Source organism: Neisseria yangbaofengii (assembly GCF_014898075.1).
In the GTDB taxonomy this organism is placed as follows: Bacteria; Pseudomonadota; Gammaproteobacteria; order Burkholderiales; family Neisseriaceae; genus Neisseria; species Neisseria yangbaofengii.
This window is the reverse complement of sequence record NZ_CP062976.1, coordinates 387140-413539: the sequence shown is the minus strand read 5'-3', so window position 1 is coordinate 413539 and position 26400 is coordinate 387140. Positions and strand designations below refer to the sequence as shown.

Here is a 26400-nt window from a genome sequence, read left to right as displayed (position 1 = left end):
CAAACCAATTCATTAATCAGTAATTTAAATTTTTTACCAGGAGCTATCACACTATGGCAAAAGTAATCGGTATTGACTTGGGTACAACCAACTCATGCGTATCCATCTCTGAAAATGGTCAAACCAAAGTGATTGAAAACGCCGAAGGCGCGCGCACCACCCCTTCAGTGGTTGCCTATCTTGACGGCAACGAAGTATTGGTCGGAGCACCGGCCAAACGCCAAGCCGTTACCAACGCAAAAAACACCATCTATGCGGCCAAACGCTTGATCGGCCACAAATTCGAAGATAAAGAAGTACAACGCGACATCGAAACCATGCCGTTTGAAATCATCAAAGCATCCAACGGCGATGCTTGGGTGAAAGCACAAGGCAAAGAATTGTCGCCACCGCAAGTTTCGGCCGAAGTACTGCGCAAAATGAAAGAAGCTGCCGAAGCCTATTTGGGTGAGAAAGTGACTGAAGCGGTAATTACCGTTCCGGCTTACTTCAACGACAGCCAACGCCAAGCCACCAAAGATGCCGGCCGCATCGCCGGTTTGGATGTAAAACGCATCATCAACGAGCCGACCGCAGCTGCATTGGCCTTCGGTATGGACAAAGTATCCGGCGGTGACCGCAAAGTAGCGGTTTACGACTTGGGCGGTGGTACCTTCGATATTTCCATCATCGAAATCGCCGATGTGGACGGCGACAAACAGTTTGAAGTACTGGCCACCAACGGCGACACCTTCTTGGGCGGCGAAGACTTCGACCAACGCATCATCGACTTCATCATTGACGAGTTTAAAAAAGAACAAGGCATTGATTTGAAAGGCGATCCAATGGCTATGCAGCGCGTCAAAGAAGCTGCCGAAAAAGCCAAAATCGAGCTTTCAAGCGGCCAGCAGACCGAAATCAACCTGCCGTATATCACTATGGACGCTACCGGCCCGAAACACTTGGTATTGAAACTGAGCCGTGCCAAATTCGAATCTTTGGTTGAAGACTTGATTAAGCGTTCTATCGAACCTTGCCGTATCGCCCTGCAAGACGCAGGCTTGAGCGCAAGCAAAATCGACGACGTGATTTTGGTGGGCGGCCAAACCCGTATGCCTAAGGTACAGGAAGAAGTGGAAAAATTCTTCGGCAAAGCCCCGCGCAAAGACGTAAACCCCGACGAAGCCGTAGCCGTTGGTGCTGCGATTCAGGGCGAAGTATTAGGCGGCGGCCGCAGCGACGTACTGCTGCTCGACGTGACTCCATTGTCTCTGGGTATCGAAACCATGGGCGGCGTGATGACCAAGCTGATTCAGAAAAACACCACGATTCCGACCAAAGCCTCACAAACCTTCTCTACCGCCGAGGACAACCAATCGGCCGTAACGATTCATGTGTTGCAAGGCGAACGCGAACGTGCCTCCGCCAATAAATCTTTGGGTCAGTTCAACTTGGGCGACATCGCTCCCGCACCGCGCGGCATGCCGCAAATCGAAGTAACCTTCGACATCGATGCCAACGGTATCCTGCACGTTTCCGCCAAAGACAAAGGCACCGGCAAAGCGGCCAACATCACCATCCAAGGCTCTTCCGGCTTGAGCGAAGAAGAAATCGAACGCATGGTGAAAGATGCCGAAGCCAACGCCGAAGAAGATAAAAAACTGACCGAATTGGTCGCTTCCCGCAACCAAGCCGAAGCCCTGATTCACTCAGTGAAAAAATCGCTGGCCGACTACGGCGACAAACTCGACGCTGCCGAGAAAGAAAAAATCGAAGCCGCACTGAAAGAAGCCGAAGAAGCCGTAAAAGGCGACGACAAAGCCGACATCGACGCCAAAGCCGAAGCCTTGGGCGCAGCCAGCCAAAAACTGGGCGAAATGGTTTACGCTCAAGCGCAAGCCGAAGCCCAAGCGGGAGAAGGCGCAACACAGGATAACGCGGCGAAGAAAGACGACGATGTGGTTGACGCCGACTTTGAAGAAGTGAAAGACGACAAAAAATAAAGCCGTCTGAAACAAACCAAAAGAAAGGACAACGCGAGTCTGAAAAGGCTCGCGTTTGTTTTATACTTTTAATGATGCTGTCTGAAAACAAACTCTTTAGACAGCATCATTGCCAACTCTCAAGCAAATAACGCTTTATAAATCATGGTGCAAAAAATCATACCTACTGTAATTATCAAAACTTTTTTAATAATTTCCCCATTACTGTTTATAGCATGTAAACTGCCAAAATGATTACCAACCAAATTAGCTAAAATCATTGGAATCCCAATTAAAAACGCCATTTTCCCTGCAATCAAAAATGCAGCAAAAGCACCAATATTGGATGCAAAATTAAAAATCTTCGATGTAGCCGAAGCTTGAAGAAGCGTAAGTTTATTAATCATAAACAGCGCAATAATGAAAATACTACCTGTACCAGGCCCGAAAAAACCATCGTAGAATCCGACAATCAAACACGTTACGAATACTGCTAACACAGACTTTTTAATCTCCTGCCCACCCTCTTCTACCTGTTTCAAAAGCTTACCTTTGAACAAAGTCGCAGCTAGACCGACAGGTAGAAAAGCCATAATGATATAGGTAATCGTTTCGACAGGCAGCATTAAAATCACTTCCGCACCTATATAAGCACCTAATAAAGCAGAAACAATACCTACCGGCACAATTTTCCACACAATTGAGCTGCTTTTCATAAAGTTCTTAATTGCAGCTAACGTACCGATAGTACTCACTAATTTTTCCTGAGCCAAAGCCACTTGCGGAGGCAACCCCACCATAAAAAATGCAGGAATCAGAATCAACCCTGCACCACCCGCAATCGCATCAATATAACCAGCCACTAATGAAGCCAATACCAATAAACTCAAACCAATATAAAAATATTCAGCAATCAAGCTGCCTTCAACAAATAAGTGTTCCATAATTTAGCGTCCTATTTAAAAATTATTTCGTATGCAAATGATGATTACAATCTTTTGATAATAAATGATTTTTCCATGAATCATCATACAGACCGAATACCCTCAACAACCATCGGTCTTTACCGTTGAATAATGGCTTAAATCCATTTCTCGTATGCAATACTTTTTGATTATCAAAAGTGACGGCTTGCCCGGGCTCTAAATATAATGAAATCCACTTGTCTTGATTCAAACTGGCCTTCTGTAACCTTTGCAATGCCTGCTGTTCATCAGGAAAATCAGAAAAAACATTATGATAATCAAACCTTGAAAGATAAGAATCATGATATTTTCGTAAGATAGGCAAGTCTGATTTAATCAAATTATTACTTTGAAATGATGCAGGACGCTTTACCTTATAATGAGGTAATGATAGTAATTCAATATCCTCTTGTGATAAATCCGATAAAACATCAGCCAAAGGGACAATACTGGTTGCCATACCTTTTTGCTGTCGTAAACATAATAATGTCAAAGTATGGGGAATAGGACTGGTATCCGAATCCGTTTCCCCTGTCATACTTAAATCGGGGTTATCTACATGAGGATAAAAAGTTTCTGATGATCCGTAAGAACTGATTTGCTCCTCAAAACCTAATCTCGGTACCACATGCCTAATCAATCGGCCATCATTTTCACCTTCATAAACAACCGGATAAAGCTTCAAAGCATTTAAATAAGCAATCAGATTAGTTACTGCCACAGAAATAACTTTATTAGACACAAAACCTGTTTCAACAGGTGTATCAGGCAGCTTTTCATCCAACAAAATCCTATTGACAACGAATCCATCTTTGTCTAAATATTCTCTATCAGCAAGATATTGTACAGGGGGGGGGTAAAGTGATAGCTCTTTTATATAGCTCATTATTTAAATCCAGCATATAACACTCCTTAACAAATTAACTGGAAATTTAATTTAAAATCGTTAAATTGTCAACAATTAAAATTAAAATGCCATTGTTTTACAATTGCATATAAATAGAACTTGCCCATATTATAAAGATTAAAAATTACCTATCTTAAAATATTTTAAGCAAACCTTTAATTTTCATTACAAATGACCGTCGAAAACCTGCCTCAAGCATCAAGCTCAAAATAAGTTAAGGTATTTCGGCCATTTAACCCAATACCGTGATACAGCCACATTTTCCCTGTATTTGTTCACCATCGCCAACCCATTTTATTTCAATTTCACCAAACGCCGACCGCTTAACATTGAAAAAATGAATAATGCGTTCCGCGATACGGCGAATTTCACAGCCTATCCCTCGTTACTTATTTCCCCACACTCGGAAGGTCCTCCCATGAACACCCTAACTAAAATCGCTTCTTTCCTGATGATTTCTGCCGGCCTGATAGCTGCGCCTTCGGCCTCCTCTGCACCACACGATTACAAGCCGGCGCAAAGCAAACAAGTGAAGAAACCCGGTAAAATATAGTGGATTCACTTTAAAATAGTACGGTGTTGGTTCTCCTGGCCGTATTATCTACTGTCTTCGGCTCACCGCCTTGTCCTATTTCAAAGTGAACCCACTATACAAAAAAGCCGTGCGGCCGAAAAAAGCCGTTAAAGCCAAAAAAGCAGCATCAAAAAGTAGCGAAGAAAAACATGAAACGAGTAAAACACGCCCAACACCGCACACTTCGCTAATCGGCCGGGCAATCCGGCTAAAACAAAAACGGGTTCTGTAAAAACAGAACCCGTTTTTTTCCAATTACTCAATTGCCGATTAAGCCACGCATTGAACCTGACATTGAATCGCCGCATCTTCGATGATGTTGAAGCAATCGGCGCTGATGCAACCGTAAGCCGATTTGCCCAAAGCCTGATTGATTTGTTTCGCATCAATCGAACCATTTTCTTGTTGGAAGAAGAAGGCATCCAATTGGTTATTGGCACCGTAGAACCAATCGTTGATGGTGGTTGAGTGACCGTCTTTGGTACTCACAACCAAATCTTCACACACGCGGTTGAACGTGACATCGCTCAAGCAAACATCATTATAGAAGAACAAAACATCAGTGCCGCAGCCATCGTCGCAATTATTGATCACGTCTTGGCCTGCGCTGAAAGTGTAAGTATCGTTACCGATACCGCCCACCATGATATCGCAGCCGTCTTCACCGTTCAGGCAATCGTCACCGGTGCCGCCGTAAAGCACATCGTTGCCGCTGCCGCCATACAGATGGTCGTTACCGCCACCGCCGTACAAGGTATCGTGACCGGCACCACCGTCTAATTGGTTGTTGCCGCTGTTGCCGGTTAACACATTGTTTTGCGCGTTACCGGTCAAGCACAGGTCTTCACAACCCAGAGCAGTAATATTTTCGACATGGTCGGAAAGCGTGTAATCAACATAAGTCATCACGGTATCCACACCTTCGCCGGTGCATTCAATCACTTCATCACAAGTGTTGTCGACAAAATAAGTGTCGTTGCCCTTGCCGCCAAACATTTTATCGGCACCTTTACCGCCGTTAAGCGTATCGTTGCCCGCCCCGCCTTCCAGCGTATCATCACCATTGCGGCCGTATAATTTGTCGTTCAAAATACTGCCCTTCAGATAATCTGCCGCTGCAGTGCCGGTGATGTTGTAGCCCCAGCCATTCCAGATTTTGCTTACAGTTGCATGCGTTTTGCTCATTATTACACTCCCGGTTTAAATTAAAATAATCAAGGAGCAAAATATTTTCCCGAATAATTTTCGGTGTAATGTACTCTCCTTCCGTGACAACTTCTGCGGCTTAAGAAATACGGCTTTATTTTTCGATAATCGCTATCATTTACCATTTAAATATCATATACTTAATTAATATAATACTTAAGATGTAAATAGATAGTTTATTTTCTCATCAGGATTAAAAAAAGCCGTCTGAAACATTCTCTCGAAACATTTCAGACGGCCTTTTAATGTTCAATGCGATAACCATATCACGCCGATTAATTTACCCCGAAATTCGGTTGCAGCAAGGCGCAAGGTTGGCGCTCGCCCCGGTGACGGCGGTTGCGTCCGGCAATTTTACTGCACGCCACGCCCGGGTCATTGCGGGCTTTGTCTTGCCGCTCGGTGCGATCATTGCGTTCGCTACGTTCATTGCGTTGATAACGTTCATTGCGCGGACTGCGTTCTTTGCGTTCCTCATCACGGCTGCGGTTTTCAGACGGCCTGCGTTGCGGTTCCGCCGCTGCTTCGCCGCCCCACCATGCCGGTTCAAAACCTTCAATGCGCTCTACCGGCAAATCATTGCCGATTAATGCTTTGATGGATTCAAACATTTTCTGTTCGGTTTTGTCCATCAAGGAAATCGCCACGCCATCGGCACCGGCGCGACCGGTACGGCCGATCCGATGCACATAATCTTCTGCTTGCGTCGGCAGCTCGTAGTTAATCACAAACGGCAATTCAGCAATGTCCAAACCTCGAGCAGCCACATCAGTCGCCACCAGCACGCGCAGGCTGCCTTCTTTAAACGCATTAAGCGTTTCTAAACGGGTTTGCTGCGATTTGTCGCCATGAATCGATTGAGCGGCAATATTGCGGCGCACCAAATCACGGGCCACTTGATCCACACTTTGCTTGGTTTTGCAGAACACGATCACTTGATTCATGTTCAAATCGACAATCAAACGCTCCAACAGATTGCGCTTCTGCATGCCGTCTACCGCGATAATGTGCTGCTCGACGTTGGCATTGGCGGTGTTTTGCGCCGCCACTTCCACCAATTCCGGCGCATTCATAAAATCTTGTGCCAATTTGCGAATCGGCGGCGAGAAGGTGGCGGAAAACAGCAAAGTCTGGCGCTGCTTCGGCAACATCTGCATGATTTTACGGATGTCGTCGATGAAGCCCATGTCCAACATACGGTCGGCTTCGTCCAACACTACGATTTCGACTTTGTTTAAATTAATGTTTTTCTGCTTCACATGGTCAAGCAGGCGGCCGACGGTGGCCACCACGATTTCACAACCGGCACGCAGCCCGGCGGTTTGTTTGTCCATGCTCACGCCGCCGAACAATACCGTATGGCGCAACGGCAGGTTTTTAATATAGCTTGTCACGTTTTGGTCGATTTGGTCGGCCAATTCGCGCGTCGGCGTCAACACCAGCATGCGCACCGGATGCATGGCCGGCGAAGTGCTGGCGGTGGCATAGCGTTTCAAACGTTCCAAGCTCGGCAGCATAAACGCGGCGGTTTTACCGGTGCCTGTTTGCGCGGCGGCCAGCAAATCGTGTCCGGCCAAGGCTTTCGGAATGGCGGCTGCCTGAATCGGCGTCGGATTTTCATAGCCTTGCTGGTTTAATGCAGAAACGATTTCGTTGCCCAAGCCTAAAGTTGCAAATGGATTCATAGAAGTATCTTTCTGTTTCAGACGGCCTATCCGTTAGGCCGTCTGAAAAAAGGAATCAGGATAATAGATTGAAACCGCAACGCGGAATATCTGCGGCTGAAAAAAGCAATAAGAAAATGGATTATGCCACAAAACGCGCCCTGCTCCCACCTGAATCGGTGACAAAACCCTACAAACAGACCGTCCGAACACCCTCCGCCATTTACATCGCAACCAATCCCGATAAACAGATTTTTTCGCGATTATTGCACTCGGCTTGGCCGGTGCAATGTATTCTTATCACCGCAACCGCAAAGCCGATATCACCGATTACAACGACTGCTACAACGATCGCCGCAACAGCCGTTATGAAGACGATGAAGACGGCGTGCCGCCGTTCCGGCCGCAATGAGCGCGAGCGTTATTGCGAAGAAGATGAAGATGACGACCGCCGCGATGACGACGGTTAATCTTGTTTGCTACGATTAAACTTGGCTTCTAATCAATCAGGCCGTCTGAAAACAGGTTAAGATACTGTTTTCAGACGGCCTTTTTTATCCAATCACCAGCCTTTGACTTTATTCAGATCATGCTGCGCCAAAGTACCGGCATGCTTGCGACGGCTTTGGTATTCGCGCCCTTCGCGAATGCGTTCGGACACAAAATCCAAATGTCGGCGCGCAATGTCGGCGGCTTGTTGCGCTTCGCCTGCTTTGATGGCTTCATACAAGGCACGGTGATGCGCGATTAAAGTCGGGCGCGGATTGCACTCGTGGTCGGTATGAATGATGTCGCTGCGGGTTTGTTCATAAAGCATTTTCAGCAAACTGGCGGATAAATGGCTGAACAAAAGATTGTGCGCTGCATCGGCGATGGTCTGATGAAACGAATAATCCGCTTCGGCCTGATGATCAAGATTGCCTTCGCGGCAGGCGGTTTCAAAGTTGTCCAACCAAAATTCAATGCGCTTCAAGTCGGTATCGGTGCGCCGCTCGGCCGCCAAAGCTGCCATGCAGCCTTCAATGCGGCAGCTGAAATCGTACACATCACGTTCCCAATTGGAATGCTTGCCCAACAAAGCCTGCCAATCAGCCAAAAAATCCTGCTGCGGTTTGGCGGAAACATAATAACCATCACCCTGCCGTGCTTCCAATACATTTTTGGCAATCAACACATTCAAGGCCACGCGCACCGATGGGCGCGAAACATTAAACTCTTCGGCCAAACTGCGCTCGGGCGGAATTTTCTGGCCTTCGGGGTATTCACCGGCGGCAATCCGCTCTTCTAAAACCGCCAATATCTGGTCACTGACCTTTTGCGGACGAACTAATTTTGTCATGATTTTTTCTGTGTGCGGTACGTACAAATCGATAAAATTGGTCAAACCAATCTTCGACCGTGATTTTACCGATGCGCTGTTCTTGTCGTCAATCTTGCCGCGTTTTTCCATGACGCATTGTGTATTTTATTTTTTAATGATTGCTCTTTGTGCCATGATATTGTAATAATCGCTATGGAATTTAACGCTGCAAACTGTTGAGTGGATAGTCATTTCATTTCTGTCATTAACGGTTATGCTTTTTAAATGGCGCAAACTTTACACCGTCAAATGAAACTAAATCCCATCATTGCCACTCAATCACTTGCAGACTTGATTCTGCAGCCACCGGAAACCCCGGTAAACATCAATGATATAGGAATATACAATATGAAAACTTTATTTATCTCCGTTGCGACCGCTGCGATGCTGTTGAGCGCGTGTTCGAGCAGCAAAACTGCTGAAGCGCCAAATCCGACTCCGAAAATCAGCGTGGAAGAAGCCATTGCCCAATGCCAACAAGCTGCCGGCGAAAATGCTGACCGCGCCGCGTTTGATGCCTGCATGAAAGACAAAGGCTTTCAACGCAAAGCCGGTGAACAAGCTCCGGCTGACGCACCTACTTCTGCTGCACAATAAGCAGCGTTAAATCAAGATAACGGCCTTTTTACTCCCTGGAAACGCCGTTAAGAGCAACTTGAAAACAAAGGCCGTCTGAACAGGTTGGGCAAAAATCGATGATTTTGCCGCCTTACTTTTTCAGACGGCCTTTGATGTTTCGGCGTTACAGTGCACGGTCAAAATATAAATCCACGCCGCTCGCTTCGCTCATGCGCATCAGATAATCCATCACATTTTGCGGCCATTCGATGCCGCGTGTCACGGTCAGGTTGCGCAAAATCGGGAACAGCAAAATATCTTCCATCGCCGCTTCGCCGTTTACGCCCACGCCTTCGCCGCCGATTAAGCCGTCTAGCTCCGGCAAATCGGCATTGATGCGCTCCAGATATTGCGCGGTTTTATTGAGATTGGTATCAAAATTGCCGATATTCTGCTCTTTTTTATCGACAAAATATTTCACCGCTTCCGGCGTGGCAAACTCCGGCAAGCCGATTTTCACCATGCGCGGCTGCACCAGTTTGTTGTTGTATTCGCCGACTTTGTCCAACCAAGCCTGCAATTCGGGACGGATGTCTTCTTTCAGACGGCCTTGACCGGCCTGCTCATCCACATAACGCACGATATCCAAGCTCTCGCCCATAAACGAGCCGTCTTCTTTCCGCAAGATCGGCACTTGTTTGGCACCAATCATGCCGACGGGTGTGGCTTCGTCGTCGTTCATCAGATTTTCCGTTTCCAACGGCAAACCGCGCAAACCAAAAATCATGCGGGCGCGCGCACAAAACGGACAATGATCGTAAATATAAAGTTTCATCATAAAGCTCCAATAGTAACATGATTACCTTATCACTTCAGGCCGTCTGAAACAAGCATCCGCCCTTTCAGCCGTCCTGATTCGGCCGAAAGTTTAATATACCAATAGCACCAATAGCTATTATTAACATCCGCCAATCCTGTTACAATGGTGTTTCCGTAACCGAATTCTTCCTACGCCATGAACGGAATCTCCACCACCAGCAACATTGCGCCGAATCTCGAACAATACCGCAATTGGTTTGCCCCCTATTTGGCCAAACAGTCAGAGCGCGATGCCCAGATGCTTCAGGCGGCCTTGAATCTGGCCGAGCAATACTATCCGCACGATGTCTTAACCGTCAGCGGCGAACCTGTGCTGAGCAACCTGATGGGCGCGGCGAAGATGGTGAACGAAATGGATTTGCTCGCCGATGCGGTAGCTGCCACTATTTTGGCCGATATTTCCAGCTATTGCGACCATTGGCAGGAAACCGTCACCGAGCAATGCAATGCCACCGTGTGCGAGCTGATTAAGGGCATTGACGAAGTGCAAAAGCTGACCCAGTTTGCCAAGGTTGACAGCTTGGCCACGCCGGAAGAGTGTGCGCAACAGGCTGAAACCATGCGCAAAATGCTGCTGGCAATGGTCACCGATATCCGTGTGGTGCTGATTAAACTCGCCATGCGTACGCGCACCATGCAATACATCGGTTCGCAGGAAGATTCGCCGGAGAAACGCGAATTAGCCAAAGAAACGCTGGATATTTTCGCGCCTTTGGCCAACCGCTTGGGCGTGTGGCAGCTCAAATGGCAATTGGAAGATTTGGGCTTCCGCCACCAAGAGCCGGAAAAATACCGCGAAATCGCGCAGCTTTTAGATGAAAAACGCACCGAGCGGCTGGAATATATTGAAAATTTCCTCAATATTTTGAGTGGCGAACTCACCAAATACAACGTGCATTTCGAAGTGGCCGGCCGGCCGAAACACATCTATTCCATTTATAAAAAAATGGTCAAGAAAAAACTCGGTTTCGACGGGCTTTACGACATCCGCGCCGTGCGGATTTTAGTCGATACCGTGCCCGAGTGTTACACCACGCTGGGCATTGTCCACAGTTTGTGGCAGCCGATTCCGGGCGAATTTGACGACTACATCGCCAACCCGAAAGGCAACGGCTACAAATCGCTGCATACTGTGATTGTCGGGCCGGAAGACAAAGGCGTGGAAGTGCAGATACGCACTTTCGACATGCACCAGTTCAACGAATTCGGCGTTGCCGCCCACTGGCGCTACAAAGAAGGCGGCAAAGGCGATGCCGCCTACGAACAGAAAATCGCCTGGCTGCGCCAACTGCTCGACTGGCGGGAAAACATGGCCGAAAGCGGCAAAGAAGATCTCGCCGCCGCCTTTAAAACCGAATTGTTCCACGACACCATTTACGTATTGACGCCGCACGGCAAAGTGTTGTCGCTGCCGGCCGGCGCAACCCCCATCGACTTTGCCTACGCGCTGCACAGCAGCATCGGCGACCGTTGCCGCGGCGCCAAAGTCGATGGCCAAATCGTACCGCTTTCCACAGCCTTGGAAAACGGCCAGCGTGTCGAAATCATCACCGCCAAAGAAGGCAACCCGTCCGTAAACTGGCTGCACGAAGGCTGGGTGAAATCGAGCAAAGCCATCAGCAAAATCCGCTCGTTTATCCGCCAGCAAAACGCCGATGCGATTAAAGAAGACGGGCGCGCCCAACTTGACAAACAGCTCGTCAAAATCAATCCCAAACCCAATCTGCAAGACTTGGCGGAAAAACTCGGCTTCAAAAAACTTGATGATTTATACACCGCCATCGGCCAGGGTGAAATCTCGCCGCGCGCGATTCAAAAAGCCTGCGGCACGCTGAACGAACCACCGCCGGTGCCGGTGGACGAAACCACCATCGTCAAACAATCAAAAATCAAAAAAGGCGGCAAAAACGGCGTGTTGATCGACGGCGAAGACGGCTTGCTTACCACGCTGGCCAAGTGCTGCAAACCCGCCCCGCCTGACGACATCATCGGCTTTGTCACCCGCGAGCGTGGTATTTCGGTGCACCGCAAAACCTGTCCTTCCTTCCAACATTTGGCCGAACAATCACCGGATAAAGTGCTGAACGCAAGCTGGGCAGCCTTGCAGGAAGGCCAAGTCTTCGCCGTGGACGTGGAAATCCGGGCACAAGACCGCGGCGGCCTGTTGCGCGATGTATCCGATGCCTTAGCGCGCCACAAACTCAACGTCACGGCTGTACAAACCCAAAGCCGCGACCTGGAAGCCAGCATGCGCTTTACGCTGGAAGTCCGCCAAGTCAACGACCTTCCCCGCGTGTTGGCCAGCCTGACCGATGTCAAAGGCGTATTGAGTGTGACACGTTTGTAAAATCAATAAGGCCGTCTGAAAGACAATACTTTCAGACGGCCTTGATTTCCCGGGAGCCATCCATCATGCATTTAACCGAAATCCACCGCTATCCCGTCAAATCCATGGGCGGCAATGCGCTGACCGAATCCGACATCACGCCGCAAGGTCTGCCGTTTGACCGCGAATGGCTCATCACCGCCCCCGACGGCAATATGCTGACCGCACGCAAACACCCGGCCATGCTGCTGTGGCAAACCGAAGCGGATTCAGACGGCCTTACGCTTACCGCGCCTGACGGCAGCCGCCGAACAGTTTCGGTGCAGGAGATGGGTCAGGAAAGCAAAGTCACGGTATGGAAAGACCGCTTTGCCGCATTCACCACCGACCACGCCGTCAATGCTTGGTTGAGCGAACAAATCGGCACCGAAGCGCGTTTGCATTGGTTAGGCGGACAAAGCCGCCGCGTCTTGGCACATTCGCAAACGCCGCTGTCCTTTGCCGATGGCGCACCTTATCTGTTGACTCATACGGCTTCGCTGGCGGAACTGAATACTTATCTTGACGAGCCGGTGGAAATGGCGCGTTTCCGCCCCAATTTCACAATCGATAGCGGCAAGGCATTTGAAGAAGAACAATGGCAACGCATCCGCATCGGCGAAGTCGAATTCGAGCATTTCAAACCCTGCGTCCGCTGCGTAATGACCACGGTAGATCTGGTTTCAGGCAGCCGCCATCCGCAGCAAGAACCGCTTTCCACCCTTGCCGTTGCCCGCAATGCGATTTTCGGCATCAATCTGGTTGCACTCAACCAAGGACGTGTGCATATTGATGATGAAGTGGAAGTGTTATCGTGGCTGTAAGTGGGCAAGGCCGTCTGAAACACTTTCAGACGGCCTTTTAATACATTATCCATTATCGGCGGATTATTCTGCCAGCCATTCGCCTATACGTTTTTCCATCGCGGCGGCACTCAAGCCCAAATCGTCGAGCAGTTTGGCCGGATCGCCATGTTCGGTCACCATATCGGCCACGCCCAACACCAGCACAGGCTTGCAGATTTTGTGCTTCGCCAACACTTCCAGCACCAAGCTGCCCGCGCCGCCTTGCTCGGCGTTTTCTTCTACGGTCACTAGGTAATCGTGCGATTGCGCCAATTCAAGAATCAAGGTTTCGTCAATCGGTTTCACAAAGCGCATATCCGCCACGCTCGCATCAAATACTTCGGCGGTTTGCAAGGCCGGATGCACCATGCTGCCGAAGGCAATGATGGCGGTTTGCCTGCCTTCACGGCGCAACACACCTTTACCTACCGGTACGGTTTCGAGGCCGTCTGAAACAGCCGCACCGCAACCGCTGCCACGCGGATAACGCACAGCCGTCGGCGCGTCCAGCGCATAACAGGTTGAGAGCAGCAGGCGGCATTCGTTTTCGTCGCTCGGCGCGGCAATCACCATATTCGGAATGCAGCGTAAAAAGCTCAAATCATACAAACCGGCATGGGTCGGCCCATCGGCACCCACCACTCCGGCGCGGTCGATGGCAAACATCACCGGCAGATTTTGCAGGGCGACATCGTGCACCAATTGGTCGTAAGCGCGTTGCAGGAAGGTAGAATAAATCGCCACCACCGGCTTCATGCCTTCGCAAGCCAAGCCGCCGGCAAAGGTCACGGCGTGTTGCTCGGCGATACCGACATCAAAATAACGCTCGGCAAAACCCTGCTCGAATTCCACCAAGCCACTGCCTTCGCGCATGGCGGGGGTAATCGCCACCAAGCGCTGATCGGCCGCCGCTTGGTCGCAAATCCATTGACCGAAAATTTCAGTATAAGTCGGCTTAGCGGCAGCGGTAGCCGGTTTTACTTCTGCCGCTTGCGTTTGCGGCTTGGCGGATACGGCATGGTATTTCACCGGATCGTTTTCCGCCAGTTTGTAGCCGTTGCCTTTTTTGGTAATTACATGCAGCAATTGCGGGCCTTTTTTACCGCGCAAATCCTGCAATACGTCCACCAATTTTTCCACATTGTGACCGTCCACCGGCCCGGTATATTCGAAACCGAAATTTTCAAATAAGGAAAGCGACTGCTTCGCATGGTCGGCTTCGCTGGCCATGCTTTTGATTTTGTGCTCGACTTTTTGCGCAATTTCCATCGCACCGGGCAATTTGTCCAAAACCTTGCTCGACTGCGCCTTGATGGTCGAGAGCAAGCCGTGCATATCGCGCACCACGTTGCTGGCCAAATATTTAGGCAACGCGCCGACATTCGGCGAAATCGACATTTCGTTGTCGTTGAGAATCACCAGCAAATCCACATCCATATCGCCGGCGCAGTTTAAGGCTTCAAACGCCTGCCCTGCCGTCATCGCGCCGTCCCCGATAATCGCTACGCTGCGCTTGGGCAAACCTTGCAGTTTGTCTGCAACCGCCATGCCCAGTGCCGCACCGATGGAGGTCGATGAGTGTCCCACGCCAAAGGTATCGTATTCGGATTCGCTGCGCTTGGGAAAACCGGCCAAGCCGCCGTATTGGCGGATGGTGTGCATGCGGTTGCGGCGGCCGGTGAGGATTTTGTGCGGATAGCTTTGATGGCCGACATCCCAAACCAGCTTGTCATCGGGTGTATGATACACATAATGCAGCGCAACCGTTAATTCGACTGCCCCCAAATTGCTGGCGAAATGGCCGCCGGTTCTGACAACCGATTCCAGCAAAAAAGTACGCAATTCGTCGGCCACTTGCGGCAACTGGTCTTTATCCAGCGCGCGCAATTGTTGCGGCTGTTCGATGAGGTCTAATAACGGGGTATGGCTCATGGTGTGTTTTGGGATAACTTATTTGGTGTAATGAAGAATTATAGCAAGACTTTAGCCGGTTTATCAGCCTAATTTTACAGGCCGTCTGAAAAAGGGAAAAACGGCCTCTTTTTCCTCAGACTGTGAAAGTTTCGCCGCTTCATGCTAGACTGTCGGCAATATTCACCGAATAAGTGTTTGATATGCCTGCAATGAAATTTTCGTTTCCCCTGCCGCTGCTGCTGGTTTTGGCAGCCTGTTCGCCTTCCGAGCCGACCGGCACACCGCCGGCTGCCTCCCCTCCCAAAGCCGCATCAACGGTGGAATATACCGAAATTACCGCCGCTTCAATGGCTTCTGCTGCCGCAGCTTCTGATGCGGCCGCTTCGGATATCACTGCGTCTGCACCCATTCCACATTTGGGCGGCGAATTAAGCGCGCAAAACCAAGCCAAATGGCAGAATTACACTTGCGAAGAAAATCAAAAAATCGATGTGCGCTACTACAAAAGCGATGCCGGGCCGACCGCCCAAATCCGCCACAAAGGTTTAAACATCAGCGCCCCCTACAGCCCTGAATTGAGCGACGAAGATTTGAGCGCATTCAGCAACGGCGAATTGACTTGGACCATCGGTAATTTCGTGCAAACCGATTTCTATCAGGAAAGCGACGGTTTTCTCGTGCGCCATGAAAAGGTTGAAGGTGCCGGTGAAGAAGGTATTGTCGATCATTTGTTGGTACAGGGTTGCATGCCTGCCAAATAATCATCCGTCATTCAAAGGCCGTCTGAACGCGCTTCAGACGGCCTTTGGTTTTATTTTTCCGTTTTCCGTTTCGCACGCGGATGCGCTTCATCATACACTTGCGCCAAATGGTCGAAATCAAGCTTGGTATAAATCTGCGTGGTGGAAAGATTGCTGTGCCCCAACAATTCCTGCACCGCCCGAATGTCGCGCGAGGCCTGCAATAAATGGCTGGCATAACTGTGGCGAAGCATGTGCGGCGACAAATGCTGCCCACCGCCCTGCTTGGCTGCCCATTGTGCCAAACGCTTCTGAATCTGCCGCCGCCCCAAGCGCTTACCGTTTTTACCGGTAAACAAAGCCGTTTCGCCTGCAACCGCAATCCGTACAGGCAGATAAGCGGCAATGGCTTCACGGCTTTTCTGCACCAATGGCACTTGGCGCTGCTTGTTGCCCTTACCCGTCACACTTACCCAGCCCTCATCCAGCAACACATCATCCAGATTCAAATCATGCACTTCGCTCAACCGCAGGCCGCTGCCGTAGAGCAATTCAAACACTGCATGATCACGTACGGCCAAATCGGAACCATCGTCATCGTTATCCAGCCAGTGATTGAGCGGCTCCTGCTGCAAGGCTTTAGGCAGGCGTTGCGGCGGCTTGGGCGCTTTCAGATTGTGGGTCGGATCTTTATTCAGCAAACCTTGTTTCATCAACCACGCACAATATTGCCGCCACACCGATAATTTGCGCGCCAAGCTGCGTTCCCCAAAATTTTGCTGCGACAGCTTTTTCAAAGCCGCTACCATGTCTGCACGGGCAATGTCTTCTTTTTCAGACGGCCTTGCAGAAAATAAATCATACAATTGCGCCAAATCACGCCGATAGGCGGTAAGCGTGTGCGCTGATTTGCCTTGCTGCCGCAAATCAGCCAAATACGCATCTTGCTGCGCAAAAAATTGCGCCTGTTTCATGTTCGGACAGCCTCCAATGCCGCTTTTAAAGATTCGGGCAAACGGCATACGCGTTGTGCGGCATAATCGAAACACACCATACCCGTTTGCACGCGGGCAATCGATTTTTTGTCCGGCACGCGAATCAAATGATAAAGCAGCGCAAAGCCGCTTTTGCCCACGTCAGCCGCACCCATTTCCATGCGCAAATCATCACCATGATGAGCCTGCATCAAATACTGCACCACTGCATCGGCCATAATCAACCCGACACCGCCGGCATCCAATTCGTTCCAGCCCTGCTGCTTCAGCCAGCGCATACGCGTTTCATGGCAAAGGCGAAGCACGGCATCATTGGCCAAATGCCGGCCGTAATTGATATCACCGATTTGCACGGTCATCCGGGCGGTAAACAAAATATCATCCGGTACAGCTACAATGATTCGCGGCATAGGGTTCCTTTATGGTTTCAGACGGCCTTTATCGAAATATTATTATCTACTATCTTACGTTAGTCGCAAATACTTACCGACGGTTTATCCGAATCTGAATTCATCTCAAACAAATATTATTAACATATGAAACCAATGTAGCCTTATGTAGTCTTTTAAGGCAAAAGCGATTATAATTTGCCTATCGTTTATTTCCACACTACCTTTAGGAGATTCTTATGGCTCTTGTATCCATGCGCCAATTGCTTGATCATGCAGCAGAAAACAGCTACGGCCTGCCTGCATTCAACGTCAATAACCTCGAACAAATGCGCGCCATTATGGAAGCCGCCGACCAAGTCAATTCACCGGTTATCGTTCAAGCCAGCGCAGGTGCGCGCAAATATGCCGGCGCACCTTTTTTACGTCATTTGATTTTGGCCGCCGTTGAAGAATTTCCGCATATTCCGGTGGTGATGCACCAAGACCACGGCGCATCGCCCGATGTTTGCCAACGCTCGATTCAATTGGGCTTCTCGTCAGTAATGATGGACGGCTCATTGATGGAAGATGGCAAAACCCCATCTACTTACGAATACAACGTTGGCGTAACCCGCACTGTTGTCAACTTCGCCCACGCTTGCGGTGTATCGGTTGAAGGCGAAATCGGCGTCTTGGGCAACTTGGAAACCGGTGAAGCCGGCGAAGAAGACGGTGTCGGTGCGGTCGGCAAGCTGACCCACGACCAAATGCTCACCGGCGTGGAAGACGCGGTTAACTTCGTGCGCGACACCGGTGTGGATGCATTGGCGATTGCCGTCGGCACCAGTCATGGCGCATACAAATTTACCCGTCCGCCAACCGGCGACGTATTACGCATCGACCGCATCAAAGAGATCCACGAAGCCCTGCCGAACACCCATATTGTGATGCACGGTTCAAGCTCAGTGCCGCAAGAATGGCTGAAAGTCATTAATGAACACGGTGGCAACATCGGCGAAACCTACGGCGTACCGGTAGAAGAAATCGTACAAGGCATCAAATACGGCGTACGCAAAGTCAACATCGACACCGACCTGCGCTTGGCCTCAACCGGCGCCATCCGTCGCTTTATGACCGAAAATCCGGCCGAATTCGACCCGCGAAAATACTTGGCCAAAACCGTCGAAGCCATGAAACAAGTCTGCATTGACCGCTACCTGGCATTCGGCTGCGAAGGTCAAGCCGATAAAATCAAGCCGATTTCTTTGGAAAAAATGGCGGAAAAATACGCCAAAGGCGAATTGAACCAAATCATTAAATAATGCGTTAATAAGCTGATAGGCCGTCTGAAAATATTTTCAGACGGCCTATCGGCCTTACAGAACCACTATAACAGCCAATAACCGGCACAGCAGCCATCATTCCCGCGAAGAGGGGAACCCATCATAAAATTTCAGAAACCCATTTATTCAAAAGTATATTACAGTTAAAAATAGATTCCTACCTTAGCGGAAATGACGTCGGTTTTATGTTTGTTGGCATTTTGCAAATATCTCGGCCTAATATTTTTCAAAATATCATGCCCCAATAACTCTGTGAGTATATTGTTATTCGAAATAAATTCCTTACCGTATTTACCGGCTCTTTAACAACAAGGTTTTGCACGGATTTCAACTTTGGAAAGCTCAAAACCTCTAAAGCAACCTATATCCGTCATTATCGGGCTTGACCCGATAATCCGGTTCTGTTCGGATGGCGCAATTTTTCCATAGAATACGCTTAATTTTTCAGATAGTAATCGGAAAGTTTCTTGTTATTCGGTAAAAGATTCTGAATCTCAAAGGCTGAATTATCGGACCAAGTCCGATAATGACCGCCTAAGAGTTTTGCAAAATCTCATAAGCCACCAATAAAAGCCAAAACAACCATCTATTCCCGCGCAGACGGAAATCTATCTTAGCATTCAAGAAACCTATTTTATTCAACAGGTTGTTATGCTCACAAATAGATTCCCGCCCATGCGGGAATGACAGCTATTCTGTATGCACTGTCTTTTGAAGGAGTTTGGCAAATTCTAACCCTTAATTTCCTTTCCCATTACACTTGACAAAAGTGTGTGATTTCATTCTGTACGCGCAATAAAAAGAGCCTGCAAAAGCAGGCTCTTTTCTTTTAAACTAATCGATTTAGATTAGAATTTGTGACGCAGACCAACCATACCGGCAGTAGTTTCGGTTTTGTTGTCGCTCTTACCAGCACGCAACCAACCGGCAGATACCAAAGCACTAGTACGTTTAGAGAAGTCGTAGTCAGCACCAACGATTACTTGGTTGTATTGAGTGTTGCTCAATTTCTCGTCACCAGCTTTAGCTTTGAAACCGTGAGCGTAAGAAACGCGCGGAGTTACGTTACCGAAACGGTAGCCAACAGTAGCAGCAGCTTCGTGTTGTTTCAAGCCGGCAGAAGTATCAGTAGCAGCATCGTAGCTATCATCATTTGCCAATTTAGCCAAGTAGCTTTGCTCACTATCCCAACCATTAGTGTATTGGTAACCCAAAGCAGCGATCAGGTTGTTGGCATCATAACCTACTACACCACGGTGTACTTGGCCAGATTTGCTTTCGCCATTAGCAACGTAAGCAGATTTTTTCAAACCGTAAGCATATTGACCGAAGAAACCGGCGTTTTCATAGTTCAAACCAGCGTAGTAGGTAGAAGTATCACCAGCATTATCATTACGACCATTAGTCAAACCAACGCCACGAACTTCTGAACCGTTGTCACGTGGAGTGTATTGAACGTTAGCGCTTACACCGCCGAATACCGGAGTGTCGTAACGTACAGATACAGCACGCTCTTCAACACGGGTAAACATGCCTAAGCCCAAAGCCGGGTTGCTGTATTCCCAAGGATCCAATGCATCGCTGGTGTTTTTCACAGAAGAATCCAATTTACCGGCGCGGATTTTACCGAAGCCACCTTCCAAACCGATGAACGATTCGCGAGTACCCCAGCCTGAATCAGTACCGGCTACAGAAGCGCTTTGCTCCAACTGCCAGATTGCATTCAGGTTGTCAGCCAAGTGCTCGTGGCCTTTGAAACCGATACGTGAACCGAAGTCAGCGATTTGAGTTTCTGTATGGCTTTCGTCACGAGTTACGTTACCAGCAGTGTCGGTGCGTTTTACTTTGGTTTTGCCAACTTCAACACCTGCTTTGATTTGACCGTACAAAGTCACATCAGCCATAGCTGCAACAGGCAAAGCTGCCAAAGTCAGAGCAATCAGAGATTTTTTCATTGCTGTATTCCTTTTCTATCATGAAAATTAACTTAAGCAGACTGAATATCTACTTAGGCCTTACATTATCGCTGGAATCAGCGATTCCATGAGTGTCACTATAATTGTTCCCTTCTAAAAAAACAAACTTTATAAACATCAATTGGCTTATCCCCGCCTAAAAAAACTGAACCCTTCCTTCAAGAATCAAGAAAATTTTCTTATAAATCAATTATTAATTCATATAGAAGTTGTTGTGCATTTTTACAACACAGATTCTTTGATTTCTTTATCGCAGGTTGACGCAAAACCATAGCCACCCTTATTTTATGGCCTATTTTCGAACTAAAATGATATTTGCATAACCAACTTGATGTGATTACAACCAAACCGGTATATCTGCTTTGATGATATTAAACTCATCCGGATAATCGACCCCGGTCAAATACAGGCCGTCAGGCATAAAGGTAGGCGGGGCTTTCAGACGGCTTTTCTCTTCTATTAAGCGGGCAAAATCTTCAACGCTGAGCTTCTTATTACCGACATAGACCAATGCCCCCATGATATTGCGCACCATATGGTGTAAAAAAGCATTACCGTGTAAATCCAGCTTGAGCAATTCGGGCGTGCCGCTGATATTTGCACTATACAGCGTTTTAATGGGGGATTTTGCCTGACACATGGAAGCGCGAAAGCTGGAAAAATCTTTTTCACCTTCCAACAATTTAGCCGCATGCTGCATTAATTCAATATCCAAATCCAAATGCGTCCACCCTACTTTACCGACCAGCAATGGGGAGCGTACGGGGGCAGATTGCAGCAGGTAGCGGTAATGTCGGCCATAAGCATCAAAACGGGCATGAAAATGCGCAGCGACGGGCTGCGCGTGCCATACGGCAATGCCCTGCGGCAAATGAGCGTTTACGCCCCTTATCCATGCTTGCGGCGTTCGATGAGCACCGGTATCAAAATGCACAACTTGCGCGGTAGCGTGCACACCTGTATCAGTGCGCCCGGCAACAATCACGGTAATAGGTTCTCCGGCAATGAGACTGACGGCTTGTTCTAAGGCCGTCTGAACCGTCGGCACTTTACCTGACTGCTTTTGCCAGCCATAAAAGCGACTGCCATCATAAGATAAGGTTAATGCCCATCGCTGCTTATTGGGATTTTCTAACATAGTAAATGTGATGATTGGATTGGTGGGTTCGGATATTCTGATACTTTGGTAAAATTCAAGTTAAACCAAGTAAGCCATGCCCGTCATTCCTGCCTGAGCGAAAATGACGGATTATAGAGTTCTGATAATTACGGCTTTACAAAGTTCTCATTCTATATAAAGAAAAAAGATGCCGTCTGAAAACAGCATCTTTTTTGCGCTTGGAGCCATGATGAGCGTTTAAGCGTTTAATTCTTCCAGCATGGTTTTGGCTTTGGCCAAAATAGCACCGTCCGATTCTTCCAGCAATTCTTGCAAAGTTTCGCGAGCAGCTTCAGGGTCGCCGATTTCGACATACATTTTCGCCAACTCATACTTAGCCTCCAATGGTGCGGTCATACCGACGGATTCCGAAATAAAGCCCGATTCACGACGGCTGCTGTCGGCCGTATCGGCTACAGCAATGCTATCCCATTCGATGGCTTCGTCAGCATCAGTCACTTGCGTCAATTCGGCGTTGAAATCATCCGCATCTTGGAATGACAAGGCTTCAGCTTGCTGAATGTCGAATAATTCAGGCTCGGCAACCGCTTCTGCTTCTACTGCCTCATTACTCAATTCAGGACTTGGCTCGAAAGCAGCATCAACTACCGGCTCCGGCTCTGCTTCCGGCTGAACGAATTCCAGCGGTACTTCAGCGTCGGCTTTATCAGCTTCGGTTGCCAGCGCTTTCGCGCCCGCTGCGCCTGCCGCAACCAAGGCAGCGGAACCTACGGCAGTCAAGTTGCTGTCGGTCGATTCGGTTTCGGCCTTAGTATCTTCAGCAAAGAAATCCCATTCTTTTTCTTTGACTTCAGTCTTGGTTTCTTCTACTTCAAAGTCCCAAGATTCGCGTTCAGACGACTGTTCGGTTACGAAGGCATCGGCAACCGGTGCGGCTGGTTCTTCAATCGCAACAGTCCCAACGGAAGCATAAGGATTTTCAGGCTCTGGCTCGTAAACGCTTTCGGTGGATTCGATGCTGTCCCAATCCGCATTACGGCGTTTTTCGGTTTCCTCATCAAGCGTTACCGCGCCGGATACAATCGCAGCTTGAGCATTATCGATGGCATTCAAGTCCACATCGACATCGCCCTGTTTGGCGGCCGGGGTTTCCTGTACTTCAGTAAAGAAGATGTCGTCGCCGAAATCGTCTTCCACTTCCAATTCGTCATCCGGCTTCTTGGCCACATAGGCAGCCGCAGCAGTGGCTGCTGCGCCTACATCGGCCACTGTCGCTGCAGTTTTGACTGTATTGGAAACAGGCTGCTCTGATTCAGGCAATGGTTTGTATGCAGTAGCCCCAGCTTCAGAGGTAAATGTTTCTTCTTTAGCTAAAGGCTGCACAACTTCTGCTGCAGACCCGGCTTTGCGTTTGCCTAATAATTTAGACAAGAAGAACAAGGCGATTAATGCCGCACCGCCCAACAGCAACCAACGCCATAAGCCGTTATCGCTTGAATCTGCGACTTCTTCTTGTAGCGCTGCCGGTTCGGTTACCGCCGGAGCAACAGGCTCTACCGCGCTGGCTTCTTCAGCAACAGCCGGTTCTGATGAAGCGATGGTCGCTGTATTGTCAACCGCTTCAGCAGCTACGGCAGGTTGCGCTTGAGAAGCAGTGTGCTCAACAGCCGGCTCCGTAGCGGCCGGGGTAGTTTCGGTTACAGCAGGTGTTTCTGCCGGCGCTTCTGTCGGTGCCATTGCTGCCGGTTGGGTTTCTACCGGTTGGGCCGACGGGGCAGCTTGGTTGGCATAGGTTTGGAATTCATCGCGATTCGGAATGCTCAATACTTTACCGGCCAACATGCGGTCGGCATCATTATTGATGAATACATCCGGGTTGGCGTTTACCAAAGCTTGTACGGTTTGCGCCAAGGTCATGTCTTGCGGGCGAACGCGGCTGGCGATACCGTTCAGGGTTTCGCCTTGGCGCACCAAGTGGCGTTTGCCGTAAACGATACCGCTGTATTGTTGTGGTTTCGGTTTGGCGGCTTTGGTATCATTGTCGGCGCGGCGCACCGGTTTATCGTTGCGGGCAGCCGGTGTATTGTTGCCGCCGATGGCACGATTAATCCGTTCGCGGGCCGCTTGACGGTCAATCGAAGTAGCAGCCGGGGCAGCTTCTACTCGGGTAGGCTGATTATTTTTTTGTACACGGGCGGCGGCGCTGTCGGTTTGGGAATTGTAGCCTGCCGGATCGATGATGGCGGTGTATTCGCGCAATTGCGAGCCGACGCCGACTTGGAAAATCAAGACGGGATCTTGAATCGGCTTAGACGAACGGATATTGACCACGGCTTTGTTGCTGCCGCTTTTGTGGATGCTGGCGCGCAGATTGCCGTTGGAAATCGAAGCTTTACCGCCGTCGAGCAAGGCTTTGGCCTCGTCGCCGGTTACGGTGATGGTTCCTGAGAAAGGTTCGCCCAAATGTGAATGGACGTTCAACCCTCCCAATCCGGCCATGGCACTAAATGACGTCATCAATGCCACAGAAGCGGCGATTAATTTAATTTTATGGTGGTTTTTCAAAACTTAATCCCCTGTTTGAAATGGCAGCGCGGCTGCATAATCCGTACTTAAACTGTGTATCTTGTGATGATATATTCTAAAGCACCTGTCTGCCAAGTCATCTGATAAATTAAGTTAAAAATTAACAGGAAAGTTGCAACTTTATAGCGACTATCGTTTCTTTTTTTCAATTAAATTGGAATAATCACTTGCTTCACTAGGCGGCAGGCCGTCTGAAATGCTTGGGTCTTTAATTTAAAATGCATCAATACCGTAACGGAATGCAAAGCTGTGCGACCGTTATGGTGAATCGAAAGATGCAAAAGCCCGGGCAGGTCTGTATGATGGGCTATGATTTTTCGTCAAAATTGATTGTTACAGTGAATCCACTTTAAAATAGTACGGCGTTGGTTCGCCTGGCCGTATTATCTATACTGTTTTCGGCTCACCGCCTTGTCCTATTTTTTTAAAGTGAATCCACTATACCTTTAAGAATCATAAAAGAGAATCCACAATACAACCGCTTGAGCTGTGATAAGATAAGTACTTTCAGACGGCCTTTTCTCCACATGCCGTCTGAAACCCAGTATGCGGTATCGGATTTTGCCGACACCGATTCATCAAAAGGATACATTTATGCAATACTTCATGTTATTGGCCACCGATGGCGACGACGTACACGAAGCCCGCGTGGCGGCGCGCCCTGCCCATTTGCAACGCTTGGAGGCCTTAAAAGCCGAAGGCCACCTACTGGCCGCCGGTCCGAATCCTTTGCCGGACAATCCGGAACGCGTTTCCGGCAGCCTGATTATCGCGCAATTCGAATCGCTGGATGCGGCGCAGGAATGGGCAGAAAAAGATCCTTATGTCGATGCCGGCGTATATGAAGAAATTTTAATCAAGCCGTTTAAACCGGTGTTCGGTCTGTAAACCATGGATATGCAGGCAGAAATCGAAGGCCGTCTGAAAAATTTGGATTATCAGTTTTTTGAATTTACAGACGAAAGCCATCTCCACATCGGCCATGCGGGCAACAAAGGCGGCGGGCATTATGCTGTTTTGATTGTGAGCGAAGCCTTTCGCGACATCAGCCGTCTCAACCGCCAGCGTATGGTCAAAACTTTATTAAACGATTTATTTTCAGACGGTCTGATTCATGCCTTGAGCATCAAAGCGGTCACACCTGATGAATATTCCAACTGATTAAACAACCAATTGAGAAACTTATGAAAAAAACCTATTTTGCTTCTGCTGTATTGTTCGCCCTTGCCTCAGGCAGCCTGTTGGCGCAAACCTTAGTTACCGTCAACGGTCAAGCCATCGACAGCAGCGTGATTGACGCGCAAGTTAAAGCCATTCGCGCTGAAAACAAACAAATCCAAGACACCCCTGCCCTGCGCCGCACCCTGACCGAACGCCAAGTGGTTTCCACCGTGGTCAGCCAAGAAGCCAAACGCTTGAAATTAGACCAAAGCGCGGAATACAAACAAGCCTTGCAACAAGCACGCGCAACAGCCGATAAAAGCGGTGCCGCCAAAAAAGCCAACTTCAAAACCGAATGGGCGGTATTTGAAGGTGACTTGTTAGGCCAAGCCTATGCCGCTCACGTAGCCAAACAAAATCCGGTACAGGAAAAAGACGTTAAAGCCGCTTATGACGATTTCAGCAAATTCTATAAAGGCACACAAGAAGTGCAATTGGGCGAAATCGTAACCAACAACAGCGCCGATGCCGAAAAAGCCATTGCCGATTTGAAAGCCAAGAAAAGCTTCGGCAGCGTGGTGAAACAATACTCGATTGACCCGCAAGCCAAACAAAGCGGCGGTATTCCGAATGCTTATGTGCCGCTGAAAGACCTACAACAATCTGCACCGCCTTTGTATGACGCAGTGAAAGGCCTGAAAAAAGGCGGCGTGACCGCTAAACCGCTGCAAAACGGCAATGTTTACGGCGTATTCTATGTAAATGACCGCCGAGACATCACCCTGCCGACTTACGATCAGGCGAAAAACGATATCGGCCAAGATTTGCAAGCTGCCCGCATTGATGCCTCAGTGCAATCGCTGCTGCAAAAAGCCGACATCAAACCGGCCAAATAATTCAGCGACGGAGT

The 26400-nt window shown here is 48.9% G+C and carries 23 protein-coding genes; 11 read left to right on the top strand and 12 right to left on the bottom strand.

Going from position 1 to position 26400, the window contains the following annotated elements; all coding sequences use genetic code 11:
* Positions 1–53: 53 nt before the first annotated feature.
* Positions 54–1982, top strand: a complete 1929-nt coding sequence (dnaK, locus tag H4O27_RS02190; RefSeq protein WP_165006625.1) for a molecular chaperone DnaK — start codon at positions 54–56, stop codon at positions 1980–1982.
* Between the two features lie 119 nt (positions 1983–2101).
* On the opposite strand, the gene H4O27_RS02185 is transcribed toward dnaK, so the two are convergent.
* Together H4O27_RS02185 and H4O27_RS02180 are read right to left on the bottom strand one after the other, a co-directional pair.
* Positions 2102–2905 (bottom strand): sulfite exporter TauE/SafE family protein, encoded by an 804-nt coding sequence (locus H4O27_RS02185; protein WP_165006628.1) that lies wholly within the window; start codon positions 2903–2905, stop codon positions 2102–2104.
* 22 nt (positions 2906–2927) lie between these two features.
* A complete protein-coding gene (locus tag H4O27_RS02180; protein WP_206224735.1) occupies positions 2928–3812 on the bottom strand; it encodes a TauD/TfdA family dioxygenase in 885 nt (294 codons plus the stop codon).
* Between the two features lie 439 nt (positions 3813–4251).
* Between H4O27_RS02180 and H4O27_RS13290 the strand changes: the two genes are divergently transcribed.
* The gene (locus H4O27_RS13290) at positions 4252–4386 is read left to right on the top strand and encodes a hypothetical protein (RefSeq protein ID WP_255464519.1); all 135 of its coding nucleotides are present in this window, start codon (positions 4252–4254) and stop codon (positions 4384–4386) included.
* A gap of 291 nt (positions 4387–4677) precedes the next feature.
* Here the strand turns inward: H4O27_RS13290 and H4O27_RS02175 are convergent, their stop codons facing one another.
* Together H4O27_RS02175 and H4O27_RS02170 are read right to left on the bottom strand one after the other, a co-directional pair.
* Positions 4678–5592, bottom strand: a complete 915-nt coding sequence (locus tag H4O27_RS02175) for a calcium-binding protein (protein ID WP_165006631.1) — start codon at positions 5590–5592, stop codon at positions 4678–4680.
* Between the two features lie 296 nt (positions 5593–5888).
* Positions 5889–7298 carry a DEAD/DEAH box helicase gene (locus H4O27_RS02170; RefSeq protein WP_165006633.1) on the bottom strand — a complete coding sequence of 470 codons (1410 nt, stop codon included), beginning with the start codon at positions 7296–7298 and terminating at the stop codon, positions 5889–5891.
* Positions 7299–7366: 68 nt separating this feature from the next.
* Between H4O27_RS02170 and H4O27_RS02165 the strand changes: the two genes are divergently transcribed.
* Entirely contained in the window at positions 7367–7747 is a 381-nt protein-coding gene (locus H4O27_RS02165; protein WP_165006636.1) for a hypothetical protein, read from the top strand.
* A 92-nt stretch (positions 7748–7839) separates the two neighbouring features.
* On the opposite strand, the gene H4O27_RS02160 is transcribed toward H4O27_RS02165, so the two are convergent.
* Positions 7840–8616 carry a FadR/GntR family transcriptional regulator gene (locus H4O27_RS02160; RefSeq protein WP_165006640.1) on the bottom strand — a complete coding sequence of 259 codons (777 nt, stop codon included), beginning with the start codon at positions 8614–8616 and terminating at the stop codon, positions 7840–7842.
* Between the two features lie 369 nt (positions 8617–8985).
* Here H4O27_RS02160 and H4O27_RS02155 point away from each other — a divergent pair, with 369 nt between their 5' ends.
* Positions 8986–9234, top strand: coding sequence for a hypothetical protein (locus tag H4O27_RS02155; protein WP_165006643.1), 249 nt, complete (start codon positions 8986–8988; stop codon positions 9232–9234).
* A 145-nt stretch (positions 9235–9379) separates the two neighbouring features.
* Here the strand turns inward: H4O27_RS02155 and H4O27_RS02150 are convergent, their stop codons facing one another.
* Positions 9380–10030: a GrxB family glutaredoxin gene (locus tag H4O27_RS02150; protein WP_165006908.1), complete on the bottom strand. Its 651-nt coding sequence runs from the start codon at positions 10028–10030 to the stop codon at positions 9380–9382.
* Positions 10031–10210: 180 nt separating this feature from the next.
* Here H4O27_RS02150 and H4O27_RS02145 point away from each other — a divergent pair, with 180 nt between their 5' ends.
* Entirely contained in the window at positions 10211–12421 is a 2211-nt protein-coding gene (locus H4O27_RS02145; protein ID WP_165006646.1) for a RelA/SpoT family protein, read from the top strand.
* Positions 12422–12486: 65 nt separating this feature from the next.
* Positions 12487–13263: an MOSC domain-containing protein gene (locus H4O27_RS02140; RefSeq protein ID WP_165006649.1), complete on the top strand. Its 777-nt coding sequence runs from the start codon at positions 12487–12489 to the stop codon at positions 13261–13263.
* 63 nt (positions 13264–13326) lie between these two features.
* On the opposite strand, the gene dxs is transcribed toward H4O27_RS02140, so the two are convergent.
* Positions 13327–15216 (bottom strand): 1-deoxy-D-xylulose-5-phosphate synthase, encoded by a 1890-nt coding sequence (gene dxs, locus H4O27_RS02135; RefSeq protein ID WP_165006652.1) that lies wholly within the window; start codon positions 15214–15216, stop codon positions 13327–13329.
* Between the two features lie 182 nt (positions 15217–15398).
* Between dxs and H4O27_RS02130 the strand changes: the two genes are divergently transcribed.
* On the top strand, positions 15399–15959 hold the full coding sequence (locus tag H4O27_RS02130) for an ACP-like domain-containing protein (protein ID WP_165006655.1): 561 nt from the start codon (positions 15399–15401) through the stop codon (positions 15957–15959).
* A gap of 50 nt (positions 15960–16009) precedes the next feature.
* Here H4O27_RS02130 and xerC read toward each other — a convergent pair whose 3' ends face one another.
* Positions 16010–16912: a tyrosine recombinase XerC gene (gene xerC, locus H4O27_RS02125; RefSeq protein WP_165006658.1), complete on the bottom strand. Its 903-nt coding sequence runs from the start codon at positions 16910–16912 to the stop codon at positions 16010–16012.
* Entirely contained in the window at positions 16909–17343 is a 435-nt protein-coding gene (locus H4O27_RS02120) for an acyl-CoA thioesterase (protein ID WP_165006662.1), read from the bottom strand. The genes xerC and H4O27_RS02120 overlap by 4 nt, the downstream gene beginning before the upstream one ends.
* A 218-nt stretch (positions 17344–17561) precedes the next feature.
* Here H4O27_RS02120 and fba point away from each other — a divergent pair, with 218 nt between their 5' ends.
* Positions 17562–18626 carry a class II fructose-bisphosphate aldolase gene (gene fba, locus H4O27_RS02115; protein WP_165006665.1) on the top strand — a complete coding sequence of 355 codons (1065 nt, stop codon included), beginning with the start codon at positions 17562–17564 and terminating at the stop codon, positions 18624–18626.
* An 869-nt stretch (positions 18627–19495) separates the two neighbouring features.
* Here fba and porB read toward each other — a convergent pair.
* From porB to H4O27_RS02100, 3 genes are all read right to left on the bottom strand, one after another.
* The gene (gene porB / locus H4O27_RS02110) at positions 19496–20602 is read right to left on the bottom strand and encodes a trimeric porin PorB (RefSeq protein ID WP_165006668.1); all 1107 of its coding nucleotides are present in this window, start codon (positions 20600–20602) and stop codon (positions 19496–19498) included.
* Positions 20603–20960: 358 nt separating this feature from the next.
* Positions 20961–21761: a tRNA pseudouridine(38-40) synthase TruA gene (gene truA / locus H4O27_RS02105; RefSeq protein ID WP_165006671.1), complete on the bottom strand. Its 801-nt coding sequence runs from the start codon at positions 21759–21761 to the stop codon at positions 20961–20963.
* A 219-nt stretch (positions 21762–21980) separates the two neighbouring features.
* Positions 21981–24308 carry a motility hub landmark protein FimV gene (locus H4O27_RS02100; protein ID WP_165006674.1) on the bottom strand — a complete coding sequence of 776 codons (2328 nt, stop codon included), beginning with the start codon at positions 24306–24308 and terminating at the stop codon, positions 21981–21983.
* 615 nt (positions 24309–24923) lie between these two features.
* On the opposite strand from H4O27_RS02100, the gene H4O27_RS02095 reads away from it, so the two are divergent.
* From H4O27_RS02095 to H4O27_RS02085, 3 genes are read left to right on the top strand one after another with little or no spacing between them, the layout of a single operon-like run.
* Entirely contained in the window at positions 24924–25217 is a 294-nt protein-coding gene (locus H4O27_RS02095) for a YciI family protein (RefSeq protein WP_165006677.1), read from the top strand.
* Between the two features lie 3 nt (positions 25218–25220).
* Positions 25221–25490 carry a BolA family protein gene (locus tag H4O27_RS02090; protein WP_165006680.1) on the top strand — a complete coding sequence of 90 codons (270 nt, stop codon included), beginning with the start codon at positions 25221–25223 and terminating at the stop codon, positions 25488–25490.
* 23 nt (positions 25491–25513) lie between these two features.
* Positions 25514–26386, top strand: coding sequence for a peptidylprolyl isomerase (locus H4O27_RS02085; RefSeq protein WP_165006683.1), 873 nt, complete (start codon positions 25514–25516; stop codon positions 26384–26386).
* Positions 26387–26400: the final 14 nt, after the last annotated feature.